At 72.3% G+C, this 17,931-nt stretch carries 13 protein-coding genes; 7 read left to right on the top strand and 6 right to left on the bottom strand.

Annotated features, from left to right (window positions below):
* Window positions 1-76 precede the first annotated feature (76 nt).
* The 5 genes from pstS (at window position 77) to phoU (ending at window position 4,777) form a co-directional block, all read left to right on the top strand.
* Complete coding sequence (pstS, locus tag WMF44_RS15955) at window positions 77-1,186, top strand: phosphate ABC transporter substrate-binding protein PstS (protein WP_437299970.1); 1,110 nt, start codon at window positions 77-79, stop codon at window positions 1,184-1,186.
* Between the two features lie 80 nt (window positions 1,187-1,266).
* Entirely contained in the window at window positions 1,267-2,250 is a 984-nt protein-coding gene (pstC, locus tag WMF44_RS15950) for a phosphate ABC transporter permease subunit PstC (protein WP_437299969.1), read from the top strand.
* Window positions 2,247-3,158, top strand: coding sequence for a phosphate ABC transporter permease PstA (gene pstA / locus WMF44_RS15945; protein ID WP_437299968.1), 912 nt, complete (start codon window positions 2,247-2,249; stop codon window positions 3,156-3,158). The genes pstC and pstA overlap by 4 nt, the downstream gene beginning before the upstream one ends.
* 9 nt (window positions 3,159-3,167) lie before the next feature.
* Window positions 3,168-4,031, top strand: coding sequence for a phosphate ABC transporter ATP-binding protein PstB (gene pstB / locus WMF44_RS15940; protein ID WP_437299967.1), 864 nt, complete (start codon window positions 3,168-3,170; stop codon window positions 4,029-4,031).
* A 20-nt stretch (window positions 4,032-4,051) separates the two neighbouring features.
* Entirely contained in the window at window positions 4,052-4,777 is a 726-nt protein-coding gene (gene phoU / locus WMF44_RS15935; RefSeq protein WP_437299966.1) for a phosphate signaling complex protein PhoU, read from the top strand.
* Here phoU and WMF44_RS15930 read toward each other — a convergent pair.
* From WMF44_RS15930 to WMF44_RS15915, 4 genes are all read right to left on the bottom strand, one after another.
* Window positions 4,774-5,298 (bottom strand): molybdenum cofactor biosynthesis protein MoaE, encoded by a 525-nt coding sequence (locus WMF44_RS15930; protein WP_437299965.1) that lies wholly within the window; start codon window positions 5,296-5,298, stop codon window positions 4,774-4,776. The two genes, phoU and WMF44_RS15930, sit on opposite strands and share 4 nt — an antisense overlap.
* Window positions 5,295-5,810 (bottom strand): cyclic pyranopterin monophosphate synthase MoaC, encoded by a 516-nt coding sequence (moaC, locus tag WMF44_RS15925; protein ID WP_044964956.1) that lies wholly within the window; start codon window positions 5,808-5,810, stop codon window positions 5,295-5,297. The genes WMF44_RS15930 and moaC overlap by 4 nt, the downstream gene beginning before the upstream one ends.
* A 78-nt stretch (window positions 5,811-5,888) precedes the next feature.
* Entirely contained in the window at window positions 5,889-7,010 is a 1,122-nt protein-coding gene (moaA, locus tag WMF44_RS15920) for a GTP 3',8-cyclase MoaA (RefSeq protein ID WP_437299964.1), read from the bottom strand.
* A gap of 26 nt (window positions 7,011-7,036) precedes the next feature.
* Window positions 7,037-7,288, bottom strand: coding sequence for a MoaD/ThiS family protein (locus WMF44_RS15915; RefSeq protein ID WP_044964953.1), 252 nt, complete (start codon window positions 7,286-7,288; stop codon window positions 7,037-7,039).
* A 136-nt stretch (window positions 7,289-7,424) separates the two neighbouring features.
* On the opposite strand from WMF44_RS15915, the gene WMF44_RS15910 reads away from it, so the two are divergent.
* Window positions 7,425-10,970 (top strand): protein kinase domain-containing protein, encoded by a 3,546-nt coding sequence (locus WMF44_RS15910; protein WP_437299963.1) that lies wholly within the window; start codon window positions 7,425-7,427, stop codon window positions 10,968-10,970.
* A gap of 247 nt (window positions 10,971-11,217) precedes the next feature.
* Here WMF44_RS15910 and WMF44_RS15905 read toward each other — a convergent pair whose 3' ends face one another.
* Window positions 11,218-11,910, bottom strand: coding sequence for a hypothetical protein (locus WMF44_RS15905; RefSeq protein ID WP_437299962.1), 693 nt, complete (start codon window positions 11,908-11,910; stop codon window positions 11,218-11,220).
* A gap of 373 nt (window positions 11,911-12,283) precedes the next feature.
* Between WMF44_RS15905 and WMF44_RS15900 the strand changes: the two genes are divergently transcribed.
* A complete protein-coding gene (locus WMF44_RS15900; protein WP_437299961.1) occupies window positions 12,284-14,290 on the top strand; it encodes a PAS domain S-box protein in 2,007 nt (668 codons plus the stop codon).
* 10 nt (window positions 14,291-14,300) lie between these two features.
* Here WMF44_RS15900 and WMF44_RS15895 read toward each other — a convergent pair whose 3' ends face one another.
* Entirely contained in the window at window positions 14,301-17,897 is a 3,597-nt protein-coding gene (locus WMF44_RS15895; RefSeq protein ID WP_437299960.1) for a protein kinase domain-containing protein, read from the bottom strand.
* Window positions 17,898-17,931: the final 34 nt, after the last annotated feature.

Genomic DNA, 17,931 nt, shown 5'->3' with positions numbered 1-17,931 from the left:
CCAGGAAAGCGAGGTACTCGCTGTTCCACCTTGCCGTCACGGAGCTGTCACAAACCTCGATTACGCCTTGCTGCGCATGGCTCGAACTCTGCTCACCCTGGCGATGTTCCTCCTGACCGCGGCGTGCGGTCGCTCCGATGCCCCCCAGGAAACCGGCTCGCTCCCCGGCGCGAAGAAGGACGCCGCGCCGCAGCCGACCGCGGGCGGGGACCTCGCCTTGACGGGCGCGGGAGCGACGTTCCCTTACCCTCTCTACACGAAGTGGATCGCTGAGTTTCAGAAGGCCAACTCCAAGGTCAAGATCAACTACCAGTCCATCGGCTCCGGGGGTGGGATCCGGCAGATCACCGAGCGGACCGTCGACTTCGGCGCCTCCGATGCGCCGATGAACGAGGAGCAGCTCGCGAAGGCCGCGGGCATCCTTCACCTGCCGACGTGCCTGGGCGCGGTCGTGCTGACGTACAACCTCGAGGGCGTCCCGTCTGGCCTGAAGCTCACGCCGGAGGCGGCCGCGCACATCTTCCTGGGCAAGATCAAGAAGTGGAACGACCCGGCCCTCCAGCAGGAGAACCCGGACGTGAAGCTCCCCGACAAGGAGATCGCGACGGTCCACCGCTCGGACGGCAGCGGGACGACCAAGATCTTCGTCGACTACCTGAGCGCGGTCAGCCCGGAGTGGAAGAGCGGACCGGGGACCGGGACGAGCGTCAACTGGCCTGGCGGCCTCGGCGCCAAGGGCAACGACGGCGTCTCCGCCCTCATCACGAGCACGCCCGCCTCGATCGGCTACATCGAGCTCGCGTACGCGATGCAGAACAAGCTCACGTTCGCCTCGCTCAAGAACAGGAGCGGGAAGTTCATCACCCCGTCGCTCGAGAGCACGACCGCCGCGGGCGCGGGCGCCGCCGCCAGGATGCCGGACGACCTCCGGATCTCGCTCGTGGATGCCGAGGGCGAGGACGCATACCCCATCGCCGGCTTCACGTATCTCCTCGTGTACCAGGAGCAGAAGGACCTCGCGAAGGGCAAGGCGCTCTCCAGCTTCATCAAGTGGGCGATGCAAGACGGCCAGAGGTTCACGAACGACCTCCATTACGCCCCGCTGCCCGCGGCTGTCGTCGAGAAGGTCAACAAGAAGCTCGCCGCGCTGATCGGCCCTGACGGCAAGCCCCTTCTCGCCCCATGACCCCAGGAATGCGCGTCAGCCGCGCGACCGGCGCCCCGCCGCGCGCGGCTGGCGTGCGCGCTGGAGCGCAGGATAGGTCCATGAGCACCGTAGAAGTCCCGATGCAACGAGCCGCCTCGCCCGCGCCGCACAGCGACGCGCCACAGGGCACGCGCGGAGCCGATCGAGCGTTCCGCGCCATCCTGACGATGTTCGGCCTCACGGTGCTCGCGGTGCCAGCGCTGATGGTGCTGGAGCTCCTCCGATCGTCGCGCCTCGCGATCGACAAGTTCGGGCTGGGGTTCCTCGGCGGGAGCGTGTGGGACCCTGCGCGCGAGGAGTTCGGCGCGCTCCCGTTCGTCTACGGCACGGTCGTCACGTCGCTGATCGCCATCGCGATCGCCGTCCCCGTCTCGCTCGGTCTCGCGATCTTCCTGTCGGATCTGGCCCCCCACCGGATCCGCAAGCCGCTCGGGTTCATGGTCGAGCTCCTCGCGGCGATCCCGAGCGTCGTCTACGGCTTCTGGGGCATCGCCGTGCTCCGCCCCTGGCTCCGGGACACCGTCGAGCCGGTCATCATCAAGTACTTCGGCTACATCCCCCTCTTCGAGGGCCCGCCGCTCGGCTTCGGCATGTTCGCCGCGGGCGTCATCCTCGCCATCATGATCGTCCCGACGATCACGTCGGTGTCGCGGGAGGTGATGCAGGCGGTGCCCCAGCTGCACCGCGAGGCAGCGGTCGGCCTCGGCGCGTGCGCGTGGGACACGATCCGCTACGCGGTCCTCCCGTCGGCGCGCTCGGGCATCATCGGGGCCGTCATCCTCGGGCTGAACCGGGCGCTCGGCGAGACGATGGCCGTCACGATGATGATCGGCAACGTCCCGAAGGTGAGCGCGTCGATCTTCCACCCCGGCTATTCGATGGCGAGCGTCATCGCCAACGAGTTCGTCGAGGCGACGAGCGACATGTACGTGTCGGCGCTGTCCAAGATCGCGCTGCTCCTCTTCGGGGTCGCCCTCCTCCTCAACCTCTTCGCCCGGTGGCTCGTGAGCTCGACCAAGAGCAAGCTGGAGAAGCGCGCATGAACAGCGACACCCCTGTCCCCGTGGCGAGCCCCGCGAGCGCCCCCCGGCGCACGCTGCTCGAGCCCGCGCCCGGCGAGACGCTGCGCCGCGTACGCAGCTACTTCTTCGAAGGGCTCTGCGTCTCGAGCGCCGTCGTCGTCCTGGTCCCGCTGCTTCTGATCCTCATCTACGTCGTCAGCAAAGGCCTCAGCGGGCTGTCCCTCGACTTCTTCACCCAGCTGCCGAAGCCCGTCGGCGACGAGCGGAGCGGCATGGGCAACGCGGTCGTCGGCACGCTCATCCTCGTCGCCATCGGCTGCGGCATCGGGTTGCCGACGGGCATCCTCGCCGGCATCTACCTGGCCGAGATCGGGCGCGGCAAGCTCGCCGCCGCCATCCGGTTCATCGCCGACGTGCTCGGCGGCGTCCCCTCGATCACCATCGGCGTGTTCGTCTACGCCCTCGTCGTGGTCACGATGAAGCGCTTCTCCGCGCTCGCGGGCGGCATCGCGCTCGCGATCGTGATGCTCCCGACGGTGACCCGCACGACGGAGGAGCTGCTCAAGCTGGTGCCCGCCCACCTCCGCGAGGCGTCGCTCGCCCTCGGCGTGCCGGAGTGGCGCACCAGCCTCCTCGTCGTGCTCCGGACGGCCTCGCCCGGGATCGGCACCGGCGTGATGCTCGCCGTGGCCCGCATCGCCGGCGAGACAGCGCCGGTGCTCCTCACCGCGCTCGGCTCATCGTACTGGAGCTTCGCCATCGACCGCCCCATCGCCTCGCTGCCGGTGCAAATCTGGCGGAACGCGACTTCGCCCTACCCGAAGTGGCAGCAGGAGGCGTGGACAGGCGCCCTCGTGCTGATCGTCATCGTCTTCCTCCTCAACCTGCTCGCGCGCATCGCCACGTCGCGGAGCGTCAAGGCGCGCTAAGGGCACTCGATGAGCTCGTTCGACTCACTGCACCACAAAGTACGGTCCGGGGAACGCCGCAGCGGGCTCGACGCCGATGGCATCGACAGCCGCTCCATGGAGCCAGAGGACGAGGCGCCGCCAGCCAAGATCAGCGTCACCCGGCTCAACGCCTATTTTCACAAGTTCCACGCCATCCACGACATCACGCTGAACATCCCCGACGGCCAGGTCACAGCGGTCATCGGCCCGTCCGGGTGCGGGAAGTCGACGTTCCTGCGCTGTCTCAACCGGATGCACGAGCAGGTGCCCGGGGCCTCGGCGAAGGGCTCCGTCATGATCGACGGCGTGAACATCTATGACAGAGCCGTCGACCCGGTGCGGCTGCGGCGCCGCGTCGGCATGGTGTTCCAGAAACCCAACCCGTTTCCAACGATGTCCATCCGCGAGAACGTCCTCGCCGGGCACAAGCTGAACGGCATCTCCGTCAAGGATCCCACAGGCCTCGTCGAGAAGTGCCTGCGCCAGGTGGCGCTCTGGGACGAGGTGAAGGACAAGCTCGATCAGTCCGGGCTCTCCCTCTCGGGCGGGCAGCAGCAGCGGCTCTGCATCGCCCGCGTCCTCGCGGTGGAGCCCGAGGTGATCCTGCTCGACGAGCCGTGCTCTGCGCTCGATCCCATCGCGACCGCGCGCGTCGAGGAGCTCATCGACGAGCTGAAAGAGCGATATACTTGCGTGCTCGTAACACACAACATGCAGCAGGCCGCCCGGTGCTCTGACTATACCGCTTTCTTCTACATGGGAGACTTGGTGGAGTTCGACAGGACCCAGACGATCTTCACCAACCCCAAGGAGAGCAAGACGGAAGACTACGTCACCGGGAAGTTCGGCTGATGGAAGCGGGGGAGAGAGTCATGCCGACGTCGCACACGAGCAAGGTCTACGAGCACGAGCTGCGCACGCTTCGCGAGAAGCTGCTGCTCATGGGCAGCCTCGTCGAGGAGATGATCCAGAAAGGCTCGACCGCGCTCATGACGCGCGACACGGGCCTCGCCAAGGCGACGATCCGGCTCGATCGCCGGATCAACCGCCTCGAGTGCGAGGTCGATGAGCTCTGCATGAGGATCCTCGCGACGCGCCAGCCCGTCGCGTCCGACCTGCGCTTCGTCACCACGGCGCTCAAGATCGTCACCGATCTGGAGCGGGTCGGCGACCTCGTGGTGAACGTCTGCGAGCGCGTGCAGGAGCTCAACGAGGAGCCGCCGCTCGCGCCGGTCGCGGAGCTGCAAGGCCTCGCGGACGAGGCCATCGAGGTGGTGCACGAGGCGCTGGACGCGCTGGTCGCCCGCGACTGCGAGCGAGCGAACCAGCTGCTCACGCGCGATGACGTCATCGACGAGCACTACGCCCGCATCTTCCAGGAGGTGCTCCTCGTCATGAGCCGCGACCCGAGCACGGTGTACAGGGCCACGCGCATCCAGTCGATCGCCAAGTACCTGGAGCGCATCGCCGATCACGCGATGAACATCGCCGAGTCGGTCGTCTTCCTCGTCAAGGGGACGGACATCCGGCACCACAACCGCCTGAAGGAGAACGACCCGCTCTCCTCGCCTCCGCCGGCCGGGCTTCGCCTGCGCTAGGCGCCGGCGCCGCCCGGAGGCGCCGTCCCACCGTGGCCGTGGGGCTCCTCGTCGCCGTGCGTGTGCGCGTGCCCGTGACGCGCCTCGTGCCCGTGCTCGCCGGCGCAGCGGGCGTCCTCCCATCCGACCCAGTAGGGGCCGTCGGGCCCATGCTCGCGCTTCCAGATCGGCAGGCGCTCCTTGATGCGATCGATGAGCAGGCGGCACCCGCGGAACGCCTCTCCCCGGTGCGGCGCGCTCGCGGCGCAGGCGACGGCCACATCGCCGACGTGGAGCGCGCCCACCCGGTGCGTCGCGGCGACGCGCACGCCAGGGATCTCCGCGGCGAGCTCCGAGAGGATCCGCTCTAGCTCGGCCTCGGCCATCGTCCCGTAGGCCTCGTACTCCAGCAGCGTGACCGAACGGCCCTCGTTGACGTCGCGCACCACGCCCAGGAACGTGGCGATGCCGCCCGCGCCAGGGTGAGACACAGCGGCGATGAGCTCGTCGAGGCCGAGCGGCTCGGCGCGGATCCGGCTCACGGCGCGCTCCGCTGGAAATGGCCGGAGCGGCCGCCGCTCTTCTCGAGGAGCTTGATGTCCGAGATCACCATCTCGCGATCGATCCCCTTCAGCATGTCGTAGATCGTCAAGCACGCGGCGCTCACCGCGACCATGGCCTCCATCTCGACCCCCGTGCGATCCACCGCCTCCGCGGCGGCGGTCACCCGGATCGTCGCGGAGGGCTCGTCCACGTCGAGCGAGACCGAGACGTGCGTGAGCGCGATGCCGTGGCAGAGCGGGATGAGCTCCGGCGTGCGCTTCGCCGCCATGATCCCGGCGATCCGCGCCGCGGCCAGCACGTCGCCCTTCGGGGCGTCGTCGCGCGCGACCCGGGCGATCGTCTCGGGGCGCATCATGACGGCGCCGGACGCGACAGCGCGGCGGTGCGTGACGGGCTTGCCTTCGACAGGCACCATGCGGGCCTCGCCGCTCGGAGAGAGGTGAGTCGAGAGCGCTTCGCCCTCGCCAGGTCGATCAGGGGTTCGCGGCATCGCCCCGGAATCTGACACGGCAGCCGTGAGGACCGGAAGCCGAACGTGATCCGGCCCCGCGCGGATCCGCCCGCTCCGTCAGCCGCCGATCGCGCGGATCGACACAGCGGAGGCCGTCTCTTCGGTGCAGCCCTTCCATACCTTGCCGTCCGGCTTGAGACGCCACGCCTCGTCCAGGCGCAGGCGGATCGCCGCCCGATCGCCGATCTTCGCCTCGCGCGAGGCGTCGACGCCGTCGTCGGTGGCGAGGCACGGCCGGAGCACGCCCGTCGAGGAGACGCGCAGGCGATCACAGCTCTCGCAGAACGTGTCGCTGGTGCCCGTGATGAAGCCCACGCGGAGCGACGGGTCGCGGCGAGCGCGGACGTACCTGGCCGGGCCGAGGCCGGGCTCGGCGGCCGCCTCCTCCGGGAGGAGGTGCTCGGCGAGGCGCGCCCTCATCTCGGCCGCGGTGACGAGGTGCTTGCCGACGAGCCGAGCGCCCTCGGCGATCGGCATCACCTCGAGGAAGCGCGGCACCATCCGGCGCTCCCACGCCCACAGCGCGAGCCGCTCGATCTCGTCGTCGTTCACGCCGCGGAGGACCACCGTGTTCAGCTTGATCGGCGAGAAGCCCGCCGCGATCGCGGCGTCGATGCCGTCGAGCACCCGGGCGAGCTCGCCGCCCCGGGTCATCTCGCCGAAGCGCGCGGGATCGAGGGTGTCGATCGAGACGTTCAGCCGGTGCAGCCCGGCGGCGCGCAGCGCCCCGGCGAGCCGCGCGAGCTGCGACGCGTTCGTCGTGAGGGCCAGATCCTCGAAGCCGAGCGCGGCGAGGCACCCGACGATCGACACGATCTCGGGGTGGAGCAGCGGCTCGCCGCCGGTCAGGCGCACCCGCCGGACGCCGGCGTCGCGCAGCGCCTCGAACATGGTGCGCCAGGCGGCCGTCATGAGCTTGCCGTCGGCATAACCGTCATGCCGCGACGGGCGGCAGTAGGTGCACGCGAAGTCGCACCGATCCGTGACCGAGATGCGCGCGCTCCGCGGCGCGGGCCCCGCGTGCTCGCCGGCTGCCTCGCGGGCGCCGTCGCGGTACGGGATCACGGCGGCGCGCCGGCCAGCGTCTCCGCCGCCGACGAGCGGCAGCGACCGCCGCCGCTGCGCCGACGCGTCGCCCGCATCGCGCGCAGGATCGAGGCCGCCGATAGAAAAAGGCATGGGCGCGTCCCTCTCGGGTCCTCTCGCTAGCCGCCCGCCACCGGCGGGATCAGCGCGACCTCGTCACCGAAACCTACAGGATCGCTCGGCGTCGCATAGACGCCGTTCACCGCCACCCGGATGGATCCCTTGTAGGGGCCGAGCCCCGGATAACGAGCACAGACGTGCTCCAGGAGCTCCGCTGCGGTGCAGGGGCCAGCCAGCGGCAGCGCCACTTCTCCGGCACCCAGCACATCCCTCGCGCCAGCGAATGCAAGCACGCGTACCGCTGCATCCATCACCGCAACCTAGCATCGCTCCGCGGACCCGACACGACGAACTGCCGGCAAGCGACCTCGGGCCGCCCTGGCGACCTGGCGAGATTCGAGTCTACCGGGCCCGGCCGGCACGGCTATCATCGGGCGGCTCACCGTCATGTCGGAAGAAGGCTTTTTACCGGGCACGATCCTGGCCGGTCGCTATCAGGTCCGCCGAGAGCTGGGCCGCGGCGGCATGGGGGTCGTCTATCTCTGCCGCGATCTGGTGATCGACGAGCGCGTGGCCGTGAAGCTGCTCGACCGGCCAGGCGCGGCGGCCCGCCCCGAGGACGCCTGGTGGTTCCAGGAGGAAGCCCGGGCGCTCGCCGGTCTCTCCCATCCGGCGCTCGTCAAGGCCCGCGACTTCGGGGCGCTCAGCAACGGGACGCCGTACCTCGTGATGGACGCCGTCCCGGGTCGATCGCTCCACGAGTGGCTCTACCTCGCGCGGCTCGAAGACCCGCTGCCCTGGCCGATCATCTGGAGCGTCATCGACCAGGTGCTCGGCGCGCTGGCGCACGCGCACGCGCGCGGCGTCATCCACGGGGACCTGAAGCCGTCCAACGTCCTCGTCGATCTGCAGCACGGGGGCGAGCCGCCGCTCGTGCACGTGCTCGACCTCGGGCTGGCCTGGCTCATCCAGGACCGGGTCGATCACCGGCTCGACGGCTCCAGGGAGAGCGAACCCACGGTGCGCTGGGGCGCGGGCACCCCGGGCTGGATGGCGCCCGAGCAGATCCGCTTCGCGGCGCCCCACGTCGGACCGCCGACGGACCTCTACGCGCTCGGCTGCATCCTCTACGCCCTGCTCGCCGGCGGCGAGGTCTACGACGGCAACAACGACGAGCTCCTCCAGCAGCACCGGAGCGCGCCGATCCCCGACCTGCCGCTCCCCCCGCCGGTGCCGGGCGACGTCGCGAAGTTCGCGAAGCGCCTGCTCGCGAAGCGGCCCTGGCACCGCTTCGACTTCGCGGGCGACGCGCGGCGGGTGTGGAAGCGGTTCGAGCCGCGCAACAACGCGAACGTGACAGCGACGCCGCTGCCGATCGCCCTCTTGACGAGCGGCCGCCTGCCCCCGAGCCGCAAGGAGCTGCTCACGCCCGAGCTCATCGAGCCTCCAGACGACGACCCGCCGCCGTCCGTGACGACCACCGGGCTGCTCGCGCTCCGGCCGAGCCCGTTCGTCGCGCGGACCGGGGAGCGGGCGCGGCTCATGGAGGTCGTGGCCGAGATGGTCGACGCGCCGAAGGCGATGCACCGGTTCGTCCTGCTCGCGGGCGAGGCCGGCGTCGGCAAGAGCCGGCTGGCCGAGTGGCTCTGCGAGGAGGTCCACGAGCGGGCGCTCATGGTGCCGCTCCGCGCGCGCTACCGGCGCATCGCGGCGCCGCTCGACGGCGTGCTCGGCGCGGTGACCCAGCACTACCGGCTGGAGCGGGCCGAGCGCGAGATCGTCGAGAAGGTGCTGATGAACCTCTGGGAGGTCCCGCCCGAGGACGAGGTCGGCAAGACGTGGGTCGCGGCGACCGCCGAGTGGATCAAGCCGTCGCCCCCGGGCAGCGAGGCGGTCGGCCCTACGGGGAAGCGCTTCCGCCTGGATCGCCCCGAGCTCCGCTGGCTGATCATCCGCAAGACGCTGGAGAGGATCGGCCGGGACAGGCCGGTGCTGCTCTGGCTCGACGACCTGCACTACGCCTCGTCGACGACGTTCGAGGGGCTCCTCACGCTCCACCGCGACGCGCCGAACCTGGGCCTGCTCGTCGTGGCGACCGTCAGGAGCGAGGCGGTCGAGTGCGATCCGGTGGCGGCGCGGCGGATCGAGGGGGCGCTCGCGGCCTACGTCGGGGAGCGGCTCGACGTCGCCCCGCTGAACCCCACGCAGACGCACGCGCTGCTCCGGGAGACGCTTCCGCTCGACGACGCGGCGGCCGAGGCGGCGACGGCCCGCAGCAAGGGGAACCCGCTCTTCGCGCTGCAGCTGCTGCACGCGTGGGCGGGCGGCGGGCACCTCCAGCTCCGCGCGGGCAAGTACTTCGTGCCGAGGGCGTCGATGGCGGTGCAGGCGGCGACGACCGCCGACCTCTGGGAAGAGCGCCTCGCGGCGCTGCCCGAGGAGCTCCGCACCGGCGCGCGCGCCGCCGCCGCGCTCGGCGGCGACATCCGGCGCGAGATCCTGCGCGCGCTGCTCACCTCGCTCGATATCTCGGCGGACCGGGCGCTCGCGTCCATGCAGCGCGCCCAGATCCTCCTCGCCGTGGGCGATCGCCTGCGCTGGCCGCACGCGCTGCTCCAGGAGCACCTCCTCTCGCAGCTCTTCCTCGAGCCGGACGCGGCCCGCGTGTTCCGCGCCGCCGCCGACGCGCTCGGGGCGCACCCGGCCGCGTCGAGCCGCCGCATCCTCCGGCACCGGGTCGTCAGCCTCCTGCGCGCCGGCGACACCGACGAGGCCGCGGCGCTCATGCACGCGCACGTGGCGGCGCACTGGCAGAGCTCGCGCGACATCGCCGCGACGCTCCGCGATCTCGCCGTGCTCGACGGCAAGCTGCCCGGGGGGAGCGACTCGCGCCCGGGCCTCCGGGGCGGGGTGGACGCGCGGCCCGTGCTGACGGGGACGCGCCTCGGGACGCAGCTGCGCTTCCGCGCCGAGGCGCTGCGGCTGGCGGGGAGGCTCGACGAGGCGCGGCGCGACGCGGACGACGCGCGGCGCATCTTCGAGCAGGCCGGCGACCGCGAGAACCAGGCGCATTGCCTGCGCCTGCTCGGGCACATCGCGTCGGACCTCGGCGCGGAGGCGCAGGGCCGGCGGCTCGTGGCGCGGGCGCACGCGATCTTCGACGAGATCGGCCACGGCCACGGGCAGGCGCAGTGCGAGGTGCTGCTCGGCGAGATCGACTACCTGCTCGGCGAGCACGCGCGGGCGCGGGCGGTGCTCGCGTCGGGGGCGTCGCGGTTCATGGAGGTCGGCGATCGGCTCGGCCGGGCGCAGTGCCTGCTGCTGCAGAGCATGGTCGAGCAGGCCGGGGCGACCTCGGACGCGGCGCGCGCGCTGCTCACGACCGCGCACACCGATTTCGACGCCATCGGCTACCGGCTCGGGCTCGCGCAGTGCGATCTCGCGCTGTCGCACTCGGACCACCGCGCCGGCAACTTCGAGGCGGCGCGCTCGGGCGCGCTCGCGGCGCGGCAGAGCTTCCGCGACGTCGCGAACCCGCGCGGCGAGGCCGGGTGCGAGCGCCTGCTCTCGATGGTGGCCCTCGACGCGGGCGCGCCGGAGCTCGCCGAGGAGCACGCGCTCGCCGCCGGCAGGCTCTTCGAGCGGCTCGGGGATCCGTGGGGCCTTGTGGAGGCGCGGCTGCTCTTCGCGCAGATCGCGCTCCACCGCGGGGAGGCGGAGCTCGCGCGCGAGCACCTGATGGCGTGCGAGGCGGTGGCGCTCGCGGAGGCGGAGCCCCGGCAGCACCGGCACCTGACGCTGGCCTGGCTCGCGTACCACGAGGGGCGCTTCCACGAGGCGGCGCGCGAGCTCGACGCGGCGCGCGCGGCCTTCAAGGACAGCCGCACCGGGGACCACACGCCGCAGCTCCTCGAGCGCTTCGCGCGGATGGGCTGGCCCAAGCCGGCGGGGACGCGGATCAGCGGCTGGATGCGCACCCTGGAGAACACCTGAGCCGGAGTCCGGACACGGGGGCGCCCGCGCCCGGCAACTCCCCTCCACGAGCGCTCTCCAGGGGATCAGCGGCCGTCGATAGCTGACGTTCTCACGAGCTGCGTCGCCGAGCGGGGCTCACCCGCACAGGAGACGGGTCCAGATCGGCGTTTTCGGCGCGCAGGCGCACTCCCGTGCGCTGAGCACCGAAAACGCCGAGATGGGCCCGTATCCGAAGCGGGTGAGCCCCGCTCCGGGTGAGCCCCGCTCAAAGAGGGAGCCAGAAGTCCGGCCCGAAGAGGCGGCGCGCGTCCTCGATGGTGCGGAGGGCACGCGGCAGATCGAGCCTCGCCTGGTGCTCGGCCAGCTGCACGACGTAGGGGATCCAGAGCGGCCTGCAGACGACGAGCGCGGCGAGGTGGAACTCCGCCTCCTCGGTCTGGCCGAGATCCATCGCCACACGCGCCAGGAGGCTGTGCACCGGGACGGGCGACCCGAGCGGCGCGATGGCCGTGGCGCAGCACCGCACGCTCTCCGCGGCCTCCTCGCTGGGGTGCCGCCGGAACTCCTGGAACGTCTCCTCGAGCTCGTGCTCGTCGCTCACCTGCTCCGGCAAGTGCTGCGCGACGAGCGCCTTCCAGTGTTCGACGAACGGCAGACCGGCGAGGGCGCTCGAGCTGTCGGCGTGGGCAAGGAGCATATCGGCCTCCTTCCAGTCGCCAGCCTCCCGGGCGAACTCGAGCCCCGAGACGACCCGAGCCTCCTCGTGGAGCCCAGGCTCCTTCGTCAGGAGCCAGCGCTGCCAGTAGAGCGCGCCCCGGAAGGCCACGCGCGCGAGCGGCTCTCTGTCGTCCGCACGCATCTGCAGCGCCATGTCCAGGAGCGCCCCCTTGTGCCGCTGCACGTCGTCGACGACGAGGCTCGCTGGCCAAGCACAGAGCCCGCACGCCTCCGAGATCATCACACCCCCCTCGCACCGCGCGAGAGCTGCCTGCCGACAGGCAGCGCAGAAGAACCCCCCCGCGATACAGACCAACGCTACCACGGCACCCGCAGCACGCGAGAGGTCGTCGCCAGCGGATGGGTGGAAGACAACATCGACGAAGGCAACAGCGCTCGAATGCCACCGCGCGAGCGGCCTGCACCGGGACGGATCCCGGACCAGGGCGCGCGGGCTCATGGACCTCGATCTCCACCAAGGCTTCCTGCACAATGCGCCGCTGGCGGCGGCGGCAGAGAGGGGGTGTCCGCGGCCGCTCGAGGTGCTGATTGGCGATCGAGATCGAGAGGACAACGCGGCGGCACGGCGCTCCTGACCCCCTGCGGCGCCCACGATGAGCCAGCCTGATCTCCACCGCGCCGCATTCGAGGCGGCCGAAGACGCGATCCTCCTCCTGGAGAACGGCCGCGTGATCGACGCCAACCCGAGCGCGATCCGGCTGCTCGCCGGATCCGCGGGCGGCCTCGTCGGACGGGAGCTCGCGGACCTCGCGCCGCTCCTGCAGCCCGACGGACAGGCCTCCGCCGAACGCCTCGCGCGGCGGCTCGACGCGGCGGGCCGGGGCGAGCCGCAGCGGTTTCGGTGGCTCTACCGGCGCCCGGGCGGGGACTTCGTCCAGGCCGACACGCAGATCGCGCGCCTCGCCCTCCCCGACCGCGCAGGGCCGATCCTGCGCGCGGTCGTGCGCGAAGAGGACAAGGAGCAGCGGCGGCTCTACGCGCTCGCCGTCGACATGCTCGGCGCCGCGACGCTCGACGGGCGGTTCAAGGAGCTCAGCCCCTCGTGGGAGCGCACGCTCGGCTTCAGCCGCCAGGAGCTGATGGCGCGGCCCTACCTCGAGTTCATCCACCCCGAGGACAAGGCGCGCACCCTCTCGGAGACAGACACGTTCTCGACGGGCGCGCAGACGATCACCTACGAGAACCGCTTCCTCTGCAAGGACGGCTCGTACCGGTGGCTCGAGTGGAACGCGATGCTCGCGCTCGACGAGGGGCTCGTCTACTTCGTCGCGCGCGACGTCACGCGGCGCAAGACCGCCGAGATCTCGCTCCGTGAGTCCGAGGAGAAGCTGCGGGCGCTGTACGACGGCATCCCGCACTACCTGGTCGTCGTCGACAAAGACGCGCGCATCGTCTCGGTGAACCGGCCGTATCCCGGGATCCGGGAGGAGAGCGTCGTCGGCCGGAGCCTCTACGATTTCACGTCGCCGGAGTACCACGACACGGTGAGGGAGGCGCTCCAGAGGGTGCTCCGGGAGGGAGGCCGCGCGAGCTACGAGGTGGTCGGCCTCGGGGTGAACGGCGGGCGGGCGTGGTACGCGAACCACGTCAGCGCGATCCGGGGGGCGGACGAGGTCACGAACGCGCTCATCGTGGGGGAGAACATCACCGAGCGCCGGCGCGCCGAGGAGCAGCGCCGGGAGAGCGAGGCGCGCTTCCACGCGGCCGTCGAGGCCAGCATGGACGCGTTCCTCACGCTTGCCTCCCGCCGCGACGACAGCGAGGAGATCGCCGACTTCGTGATCACGGGGCTCAACGCCCGCGCCGCGACCATGCTGTCGTCGATGCCGCGCGAGCAGCTCCTCGGTCAGCGCCTCTCGGAGCTCGTCCACTCGGTCGAGGCCGGCGTCCTCCTCGAGAGGTGCCTGCGCGGCCTCCGGAAGGGGGCGCCGATCGAGGAGGAGATCCGCCTGCCCGCGCCGGACGCCCGCGCGTCGCGCCCGAGCGTCTGGGTGCACCACCAGATCGTGCCGATCCAGGGCGGCGTCGCCGTGACGATGCGGGACACCACCGACCGCAAGCGGCTCGAAGATCAGCTGCGCCAGTCGATCGAGCGCCTCGAGGTGTACGCCGAGGAGCTGGAAGGCAAGAACCGGATGCTCGCCGCGGAGAACGCCGAACGCGAGCGGACCGCGAGCGTCCTGCGCCAGCAGCAGGAGGCGATCCGCGCGCTGTCGACGCCGATCATCCAGGCGTGGGAGGGCGTCCTCGTGCTGCCGATCATCGGCGCGCTCGACCGCGCCCGGGCCACGGACGTCATGGAGAAGCTGCTCGGGGAGATCGTCCGCACGCAGGCCCACTTCGCCGTGCTCGATCTGACCGGCGTGGAGGGCGTGGACACGCCGACGGTCGACCACCTGTTCCAGGTGGCCCGGGCCGCGAGCCTGCTCGGCAGCCGCTGCCTCGTCTCCGGCATCTCCCCCGGGGTCGCGCAGGCCATCGTGACGCTCGGCAGCGACGCGCGGACGCTCGAGACCTTCGGCGCGCTGGAGGACGCCCTGCGCCACGCGCTCGTCGTGTCGGGCGCCCGGCTGCCGAGCGCGCGCGGCAAGGCGCGGTAGCGGCGGCCCCCTACGCGTCGTCGGCCGCGAGCTCGTCGTGGAGCTCCCGGGCGCGCGCCGCGTGGCGCAGCGCCGCGGCGCCCTCGCCCATCGCGGCGGCGTGCGCCGCGGCGCGGTCGTACGCCGCCGCGGCCGCCCGCAGATCGCCGCCCCGCTCGTAGTGGTGGGCGAGGAGGGCGGCCCCCTCGTCGCGCGCCTCCACGTTCGGCGCGCGGTGCTCGATCCAGTCGGCGACGAGCAGGTGGATCCGCCGGCGGATCTTGAGGCTCAGCATCTCGTAGGCGACCTCGCACGTCGCCTGCTCCACAAACACGTACTCGCGCTCGCCGGGGAACGACGCGGGGGAGCGGAGCCGGATCAGCTGGCGCTCGCAGAGGCGCGCGAGCAGCTCGGCGGTGGACGCGCCCCCCCCGTGGCGCACCGAGAACGGCGGATCGAGATCCTGGAGCTCCGCGAGGATGCGCTCGCTCGACATCGGCGAGCGCGCCTGCGGGGCGTCGTTCCGGAGCCGCTCGACCGCGCCCTCCCAGAAGGTCCGGCCGACGACCGCCGCCTGCGCGAGGAGGCCGCGCGCGCCCTCGTCCAGGCGGTCGAGGCGCGCCTGGACCACGCCGTGCACCGCCGGCGGCAGGCTCAGCGCGCCGAGCGCGTCGTCGCGGACGTGCCACGCGCCGTCCTGGGCCTCGATGGCGCCGGCGTCCACGAGGAGGTGGAGGGTCTCCTCCACGGTTCGCGGGTTGCCCTCGGAGCGCTCGGCGATCGCGCGCACGAGCTCGTGGTCGAGCGCGGAGGCGCCGCGGAGCCGATCCCGGATCATCTCCTCCGCGTGCCGCCGCGCGAGCGGCGACGCGTCGACGCGGACGTACGCTTCCTTCCCGACGCCCCAGTCCGGGCGGCGCTCGTAGAGCTCGGGGCGCGCGGTGCACACCATGCAGAGCGGCAGCCCCTCCGCGTTCGCCACGAGCTCCTCGACGAGGTCGAGCGTCGCGTCGTCGGCCCACTGCAGGTCGTCGCACACGATCACCATCGGCGTCCGCTCGAGCGCGAAGGCGACGAGCAACGCGAGCGCGGAGGCGATCCGGCGCCTCGCCAGCACGCTGCCGCGCGCCGCGGCCTCGAGGAGCCCGGCGGGCGCAGGCCGCGCGCCCAGGATCGCCGCCAGCCGGGCGAGGATCTCCTCGAGGTCGCTCCCCCCGCTCGGCCTCGACAGCGATGGGGACGGATCGAGCTCGTCGTCGTCCTCGTACCGCGCCGCCCCGGCTCCCCTGCGCCCGCTGACGGTCGAGCTGATCGGCCCTCGGAGCGGGACGGACGACGCGCGGGTCACGATGGGCGACGCGCCCCCGAGCGCGGCGGCCCTGGCCCCCGCGCCGGCGGCCTCCCGCTCGGCGCGGACGCGGGCGCGCGCGGCGCGCAGCCGGATCCAGCGCAGACCGCGGCGCAGCTTGCGCAGGATGACCTGGGCCGGATCGGCCTCGTGGATCCCGAACCAGCGGCGGAGCAGCGCGCCGGCGAGGCCATAGCTCGAATCCTGCGCGAGCGCCGAGCACTGCGCCGACAGGACGAGCAGCCCCCCGGGCGGCGCGAGCGCGTACCCGCGCTCCGAGGAGGGCGCGCCGCCCCCGGCGCCGCCGTCGCGGAGGCCCGCGAAGAGCTCCGAGAGCATCCGCGTCCGTCCCACGCCGGGCGCGCCGACCAGCGTGACGAGGCGCGGCCGCCGCTCGTGGAAGGCGGTCTCGACGAGATCACACAGGCGCTGCATCTCCGCGCCGCGCCCGACGAGGCGCGTCGAGAGCCCGTGGAAATCGGGCGGCACGAGCGCGTGGTGCGGCGGCGCCTCGCCGAGCACGCGGTAGATCGGCGGCGCCGCGCCGTGCGCGGTGGACGCCGGCGGCGCCGCCGGCGCCCGGACCGCGCCGGCGCTCGCGCCCGCGTCGAGCGCCTCGACGTGGAAGCGCCCGAGGACGAGGCGGCGGGTGTCGCGGCCGATCACGATCGCGCCGCGCGGCGCGAGCTGCTGCAGGTGCCCCGCGCCGTCGACCGCGTCGCCGATGACGGCGAGATCTTGCCGCGCCGAGCCCCCGGCGCCGACGAAGGCCCGCCCCGTCGCGATCCCGAACCGCACCGAGAGGCGGACCGATCGCGCGGCGCGCGGCAGCGTGAGGCGCGGGATCGCGGCCTGCGCCCCGAGCGCCGCGACGATCGCTCGCTCGGCGTCGCTGTCGGTCGAGCGAGGGACGCCGAAGACCGCCATGACGCGCCCGCCGATCGGCCGCTCGACGATCCCGTGCATCTGCTCGACGTGCTCCGCGAGCACCTGATAACAGCGGTCGACGACGTCCTTGACGTCCTCGGGATCGAGCCGCGACGAGAGCGCGGTCGCCTCGGACAGATCGGCGAACAGGACGGTGCAGATCCGGTGCTCACCGCCCTCGAACGGCAGCGCGGCCCGGGTCCGCGGCGAGCCGCGATCGGAGCTCACGCTCCCCCTCATCCCGCTGCTGTCCGGCGCCCGCCACGGCGTCGACGACGGCGGCAGCGACGGCGGCGGGACGGACATCGCCGGCGGCGGCGGCAGCGGCGGCAGGTGGACGGCGGCGAGGTCGAGCAGCCCGTCATCCGCGTCGTCGTTCGCGTCGCCCGGGCCGAAGGCGGGCGCGCGCAGGGTGTCGCGCGCCACGACGACGACGCTGGAGCGGTGGGCGGCCTCCAGGGCGGCCCACATCTCGCCGAGGTTGTGGAACCGCTGCGAGGGGTTGATCGCGAGCGCGCGGCCGAGGACCGCCTCGACGTCGGCGTTCGCGTTCACCCCGCGGGCGCGGAAGCTCGGACGGATCGCCTCGTCGCTCGAGGCGACGAAGAGCTGGATGACGTCGCTGCCCGAGAGGGCGGGCTGACCGCTCGCGACCTCGACGAGGATGAGGGCCATCGCATAGACGTCGGTCCAGGGCCCCGTCGCGCCGAACCGCGGGCTGAACTGCTCCGGCGCGCCGTACTGCGGCGTGAAGGCGCGGAACGTTCGTCCCGTCTGGACGAGCGCCTCTGCGAACGTCGGCGTCTCGGAGAAGACCTTGGCGAGCCCGAAGTCGAGCACCTTCATGCGATCGCCGAGCAGGAACAGGTTGGCCGGCTTGACGTCGCGGTGAGACACGTTCTCGTCGTGGGCGACGGCGAGGGCGGAGGCGACGGGCGCGAGGAGCCGGATCGCCTCGCCGAGGCTCCTCGGCGGGAGCTTCTCGGCGCTGCGGCGCTTGAGATCCTGCTCGAGCGTCTCGCCCTCCAGCCACTCCATGACGATGTACGGCGTCCACGGCCCCTTCGGAGCGGCGGCGGCGCCGATGTCGAGCGCCTGGACGATGCCCATCGTCCGGCGTGAGAGCTGGTGGAGCAGGCGCGCCTCCTCGCGGAACTTGGCGAGGAAGCCGTCCTGCTGGTCAGGGCTTAGACCCGCGGGGATCTTGAGACATTTGACGGCGACCGGCGAATCGAAGCCGAGGTGCCGGGCCCGGTAGACGACGCCGAACGCTCCCTCGCCCGCCAGCGCCTCGACGGCGAACTGGCCGTCGATGATCGACCCCACCCAGCCGAACGGGTCGCTGGCCTGCATCGTTGCCTAGGCTACCTGTTGCGCCGAACGCCGA

It is taken from the genome of Sorangium sp. So ce426, assembly GCF_051475585.1.
GTDB classification, from domain to species: domain Bacteria; phylum Myxococcota_A; class Polyangia; order Polyangiales; family Polyangiaceae; genus Sorangium; species Sorangium cellulosum_B.
Note: the sequence above shows the minus strand (reverse complement) of the source record. Positions and strands in the feature narration are given on the sequence as shown.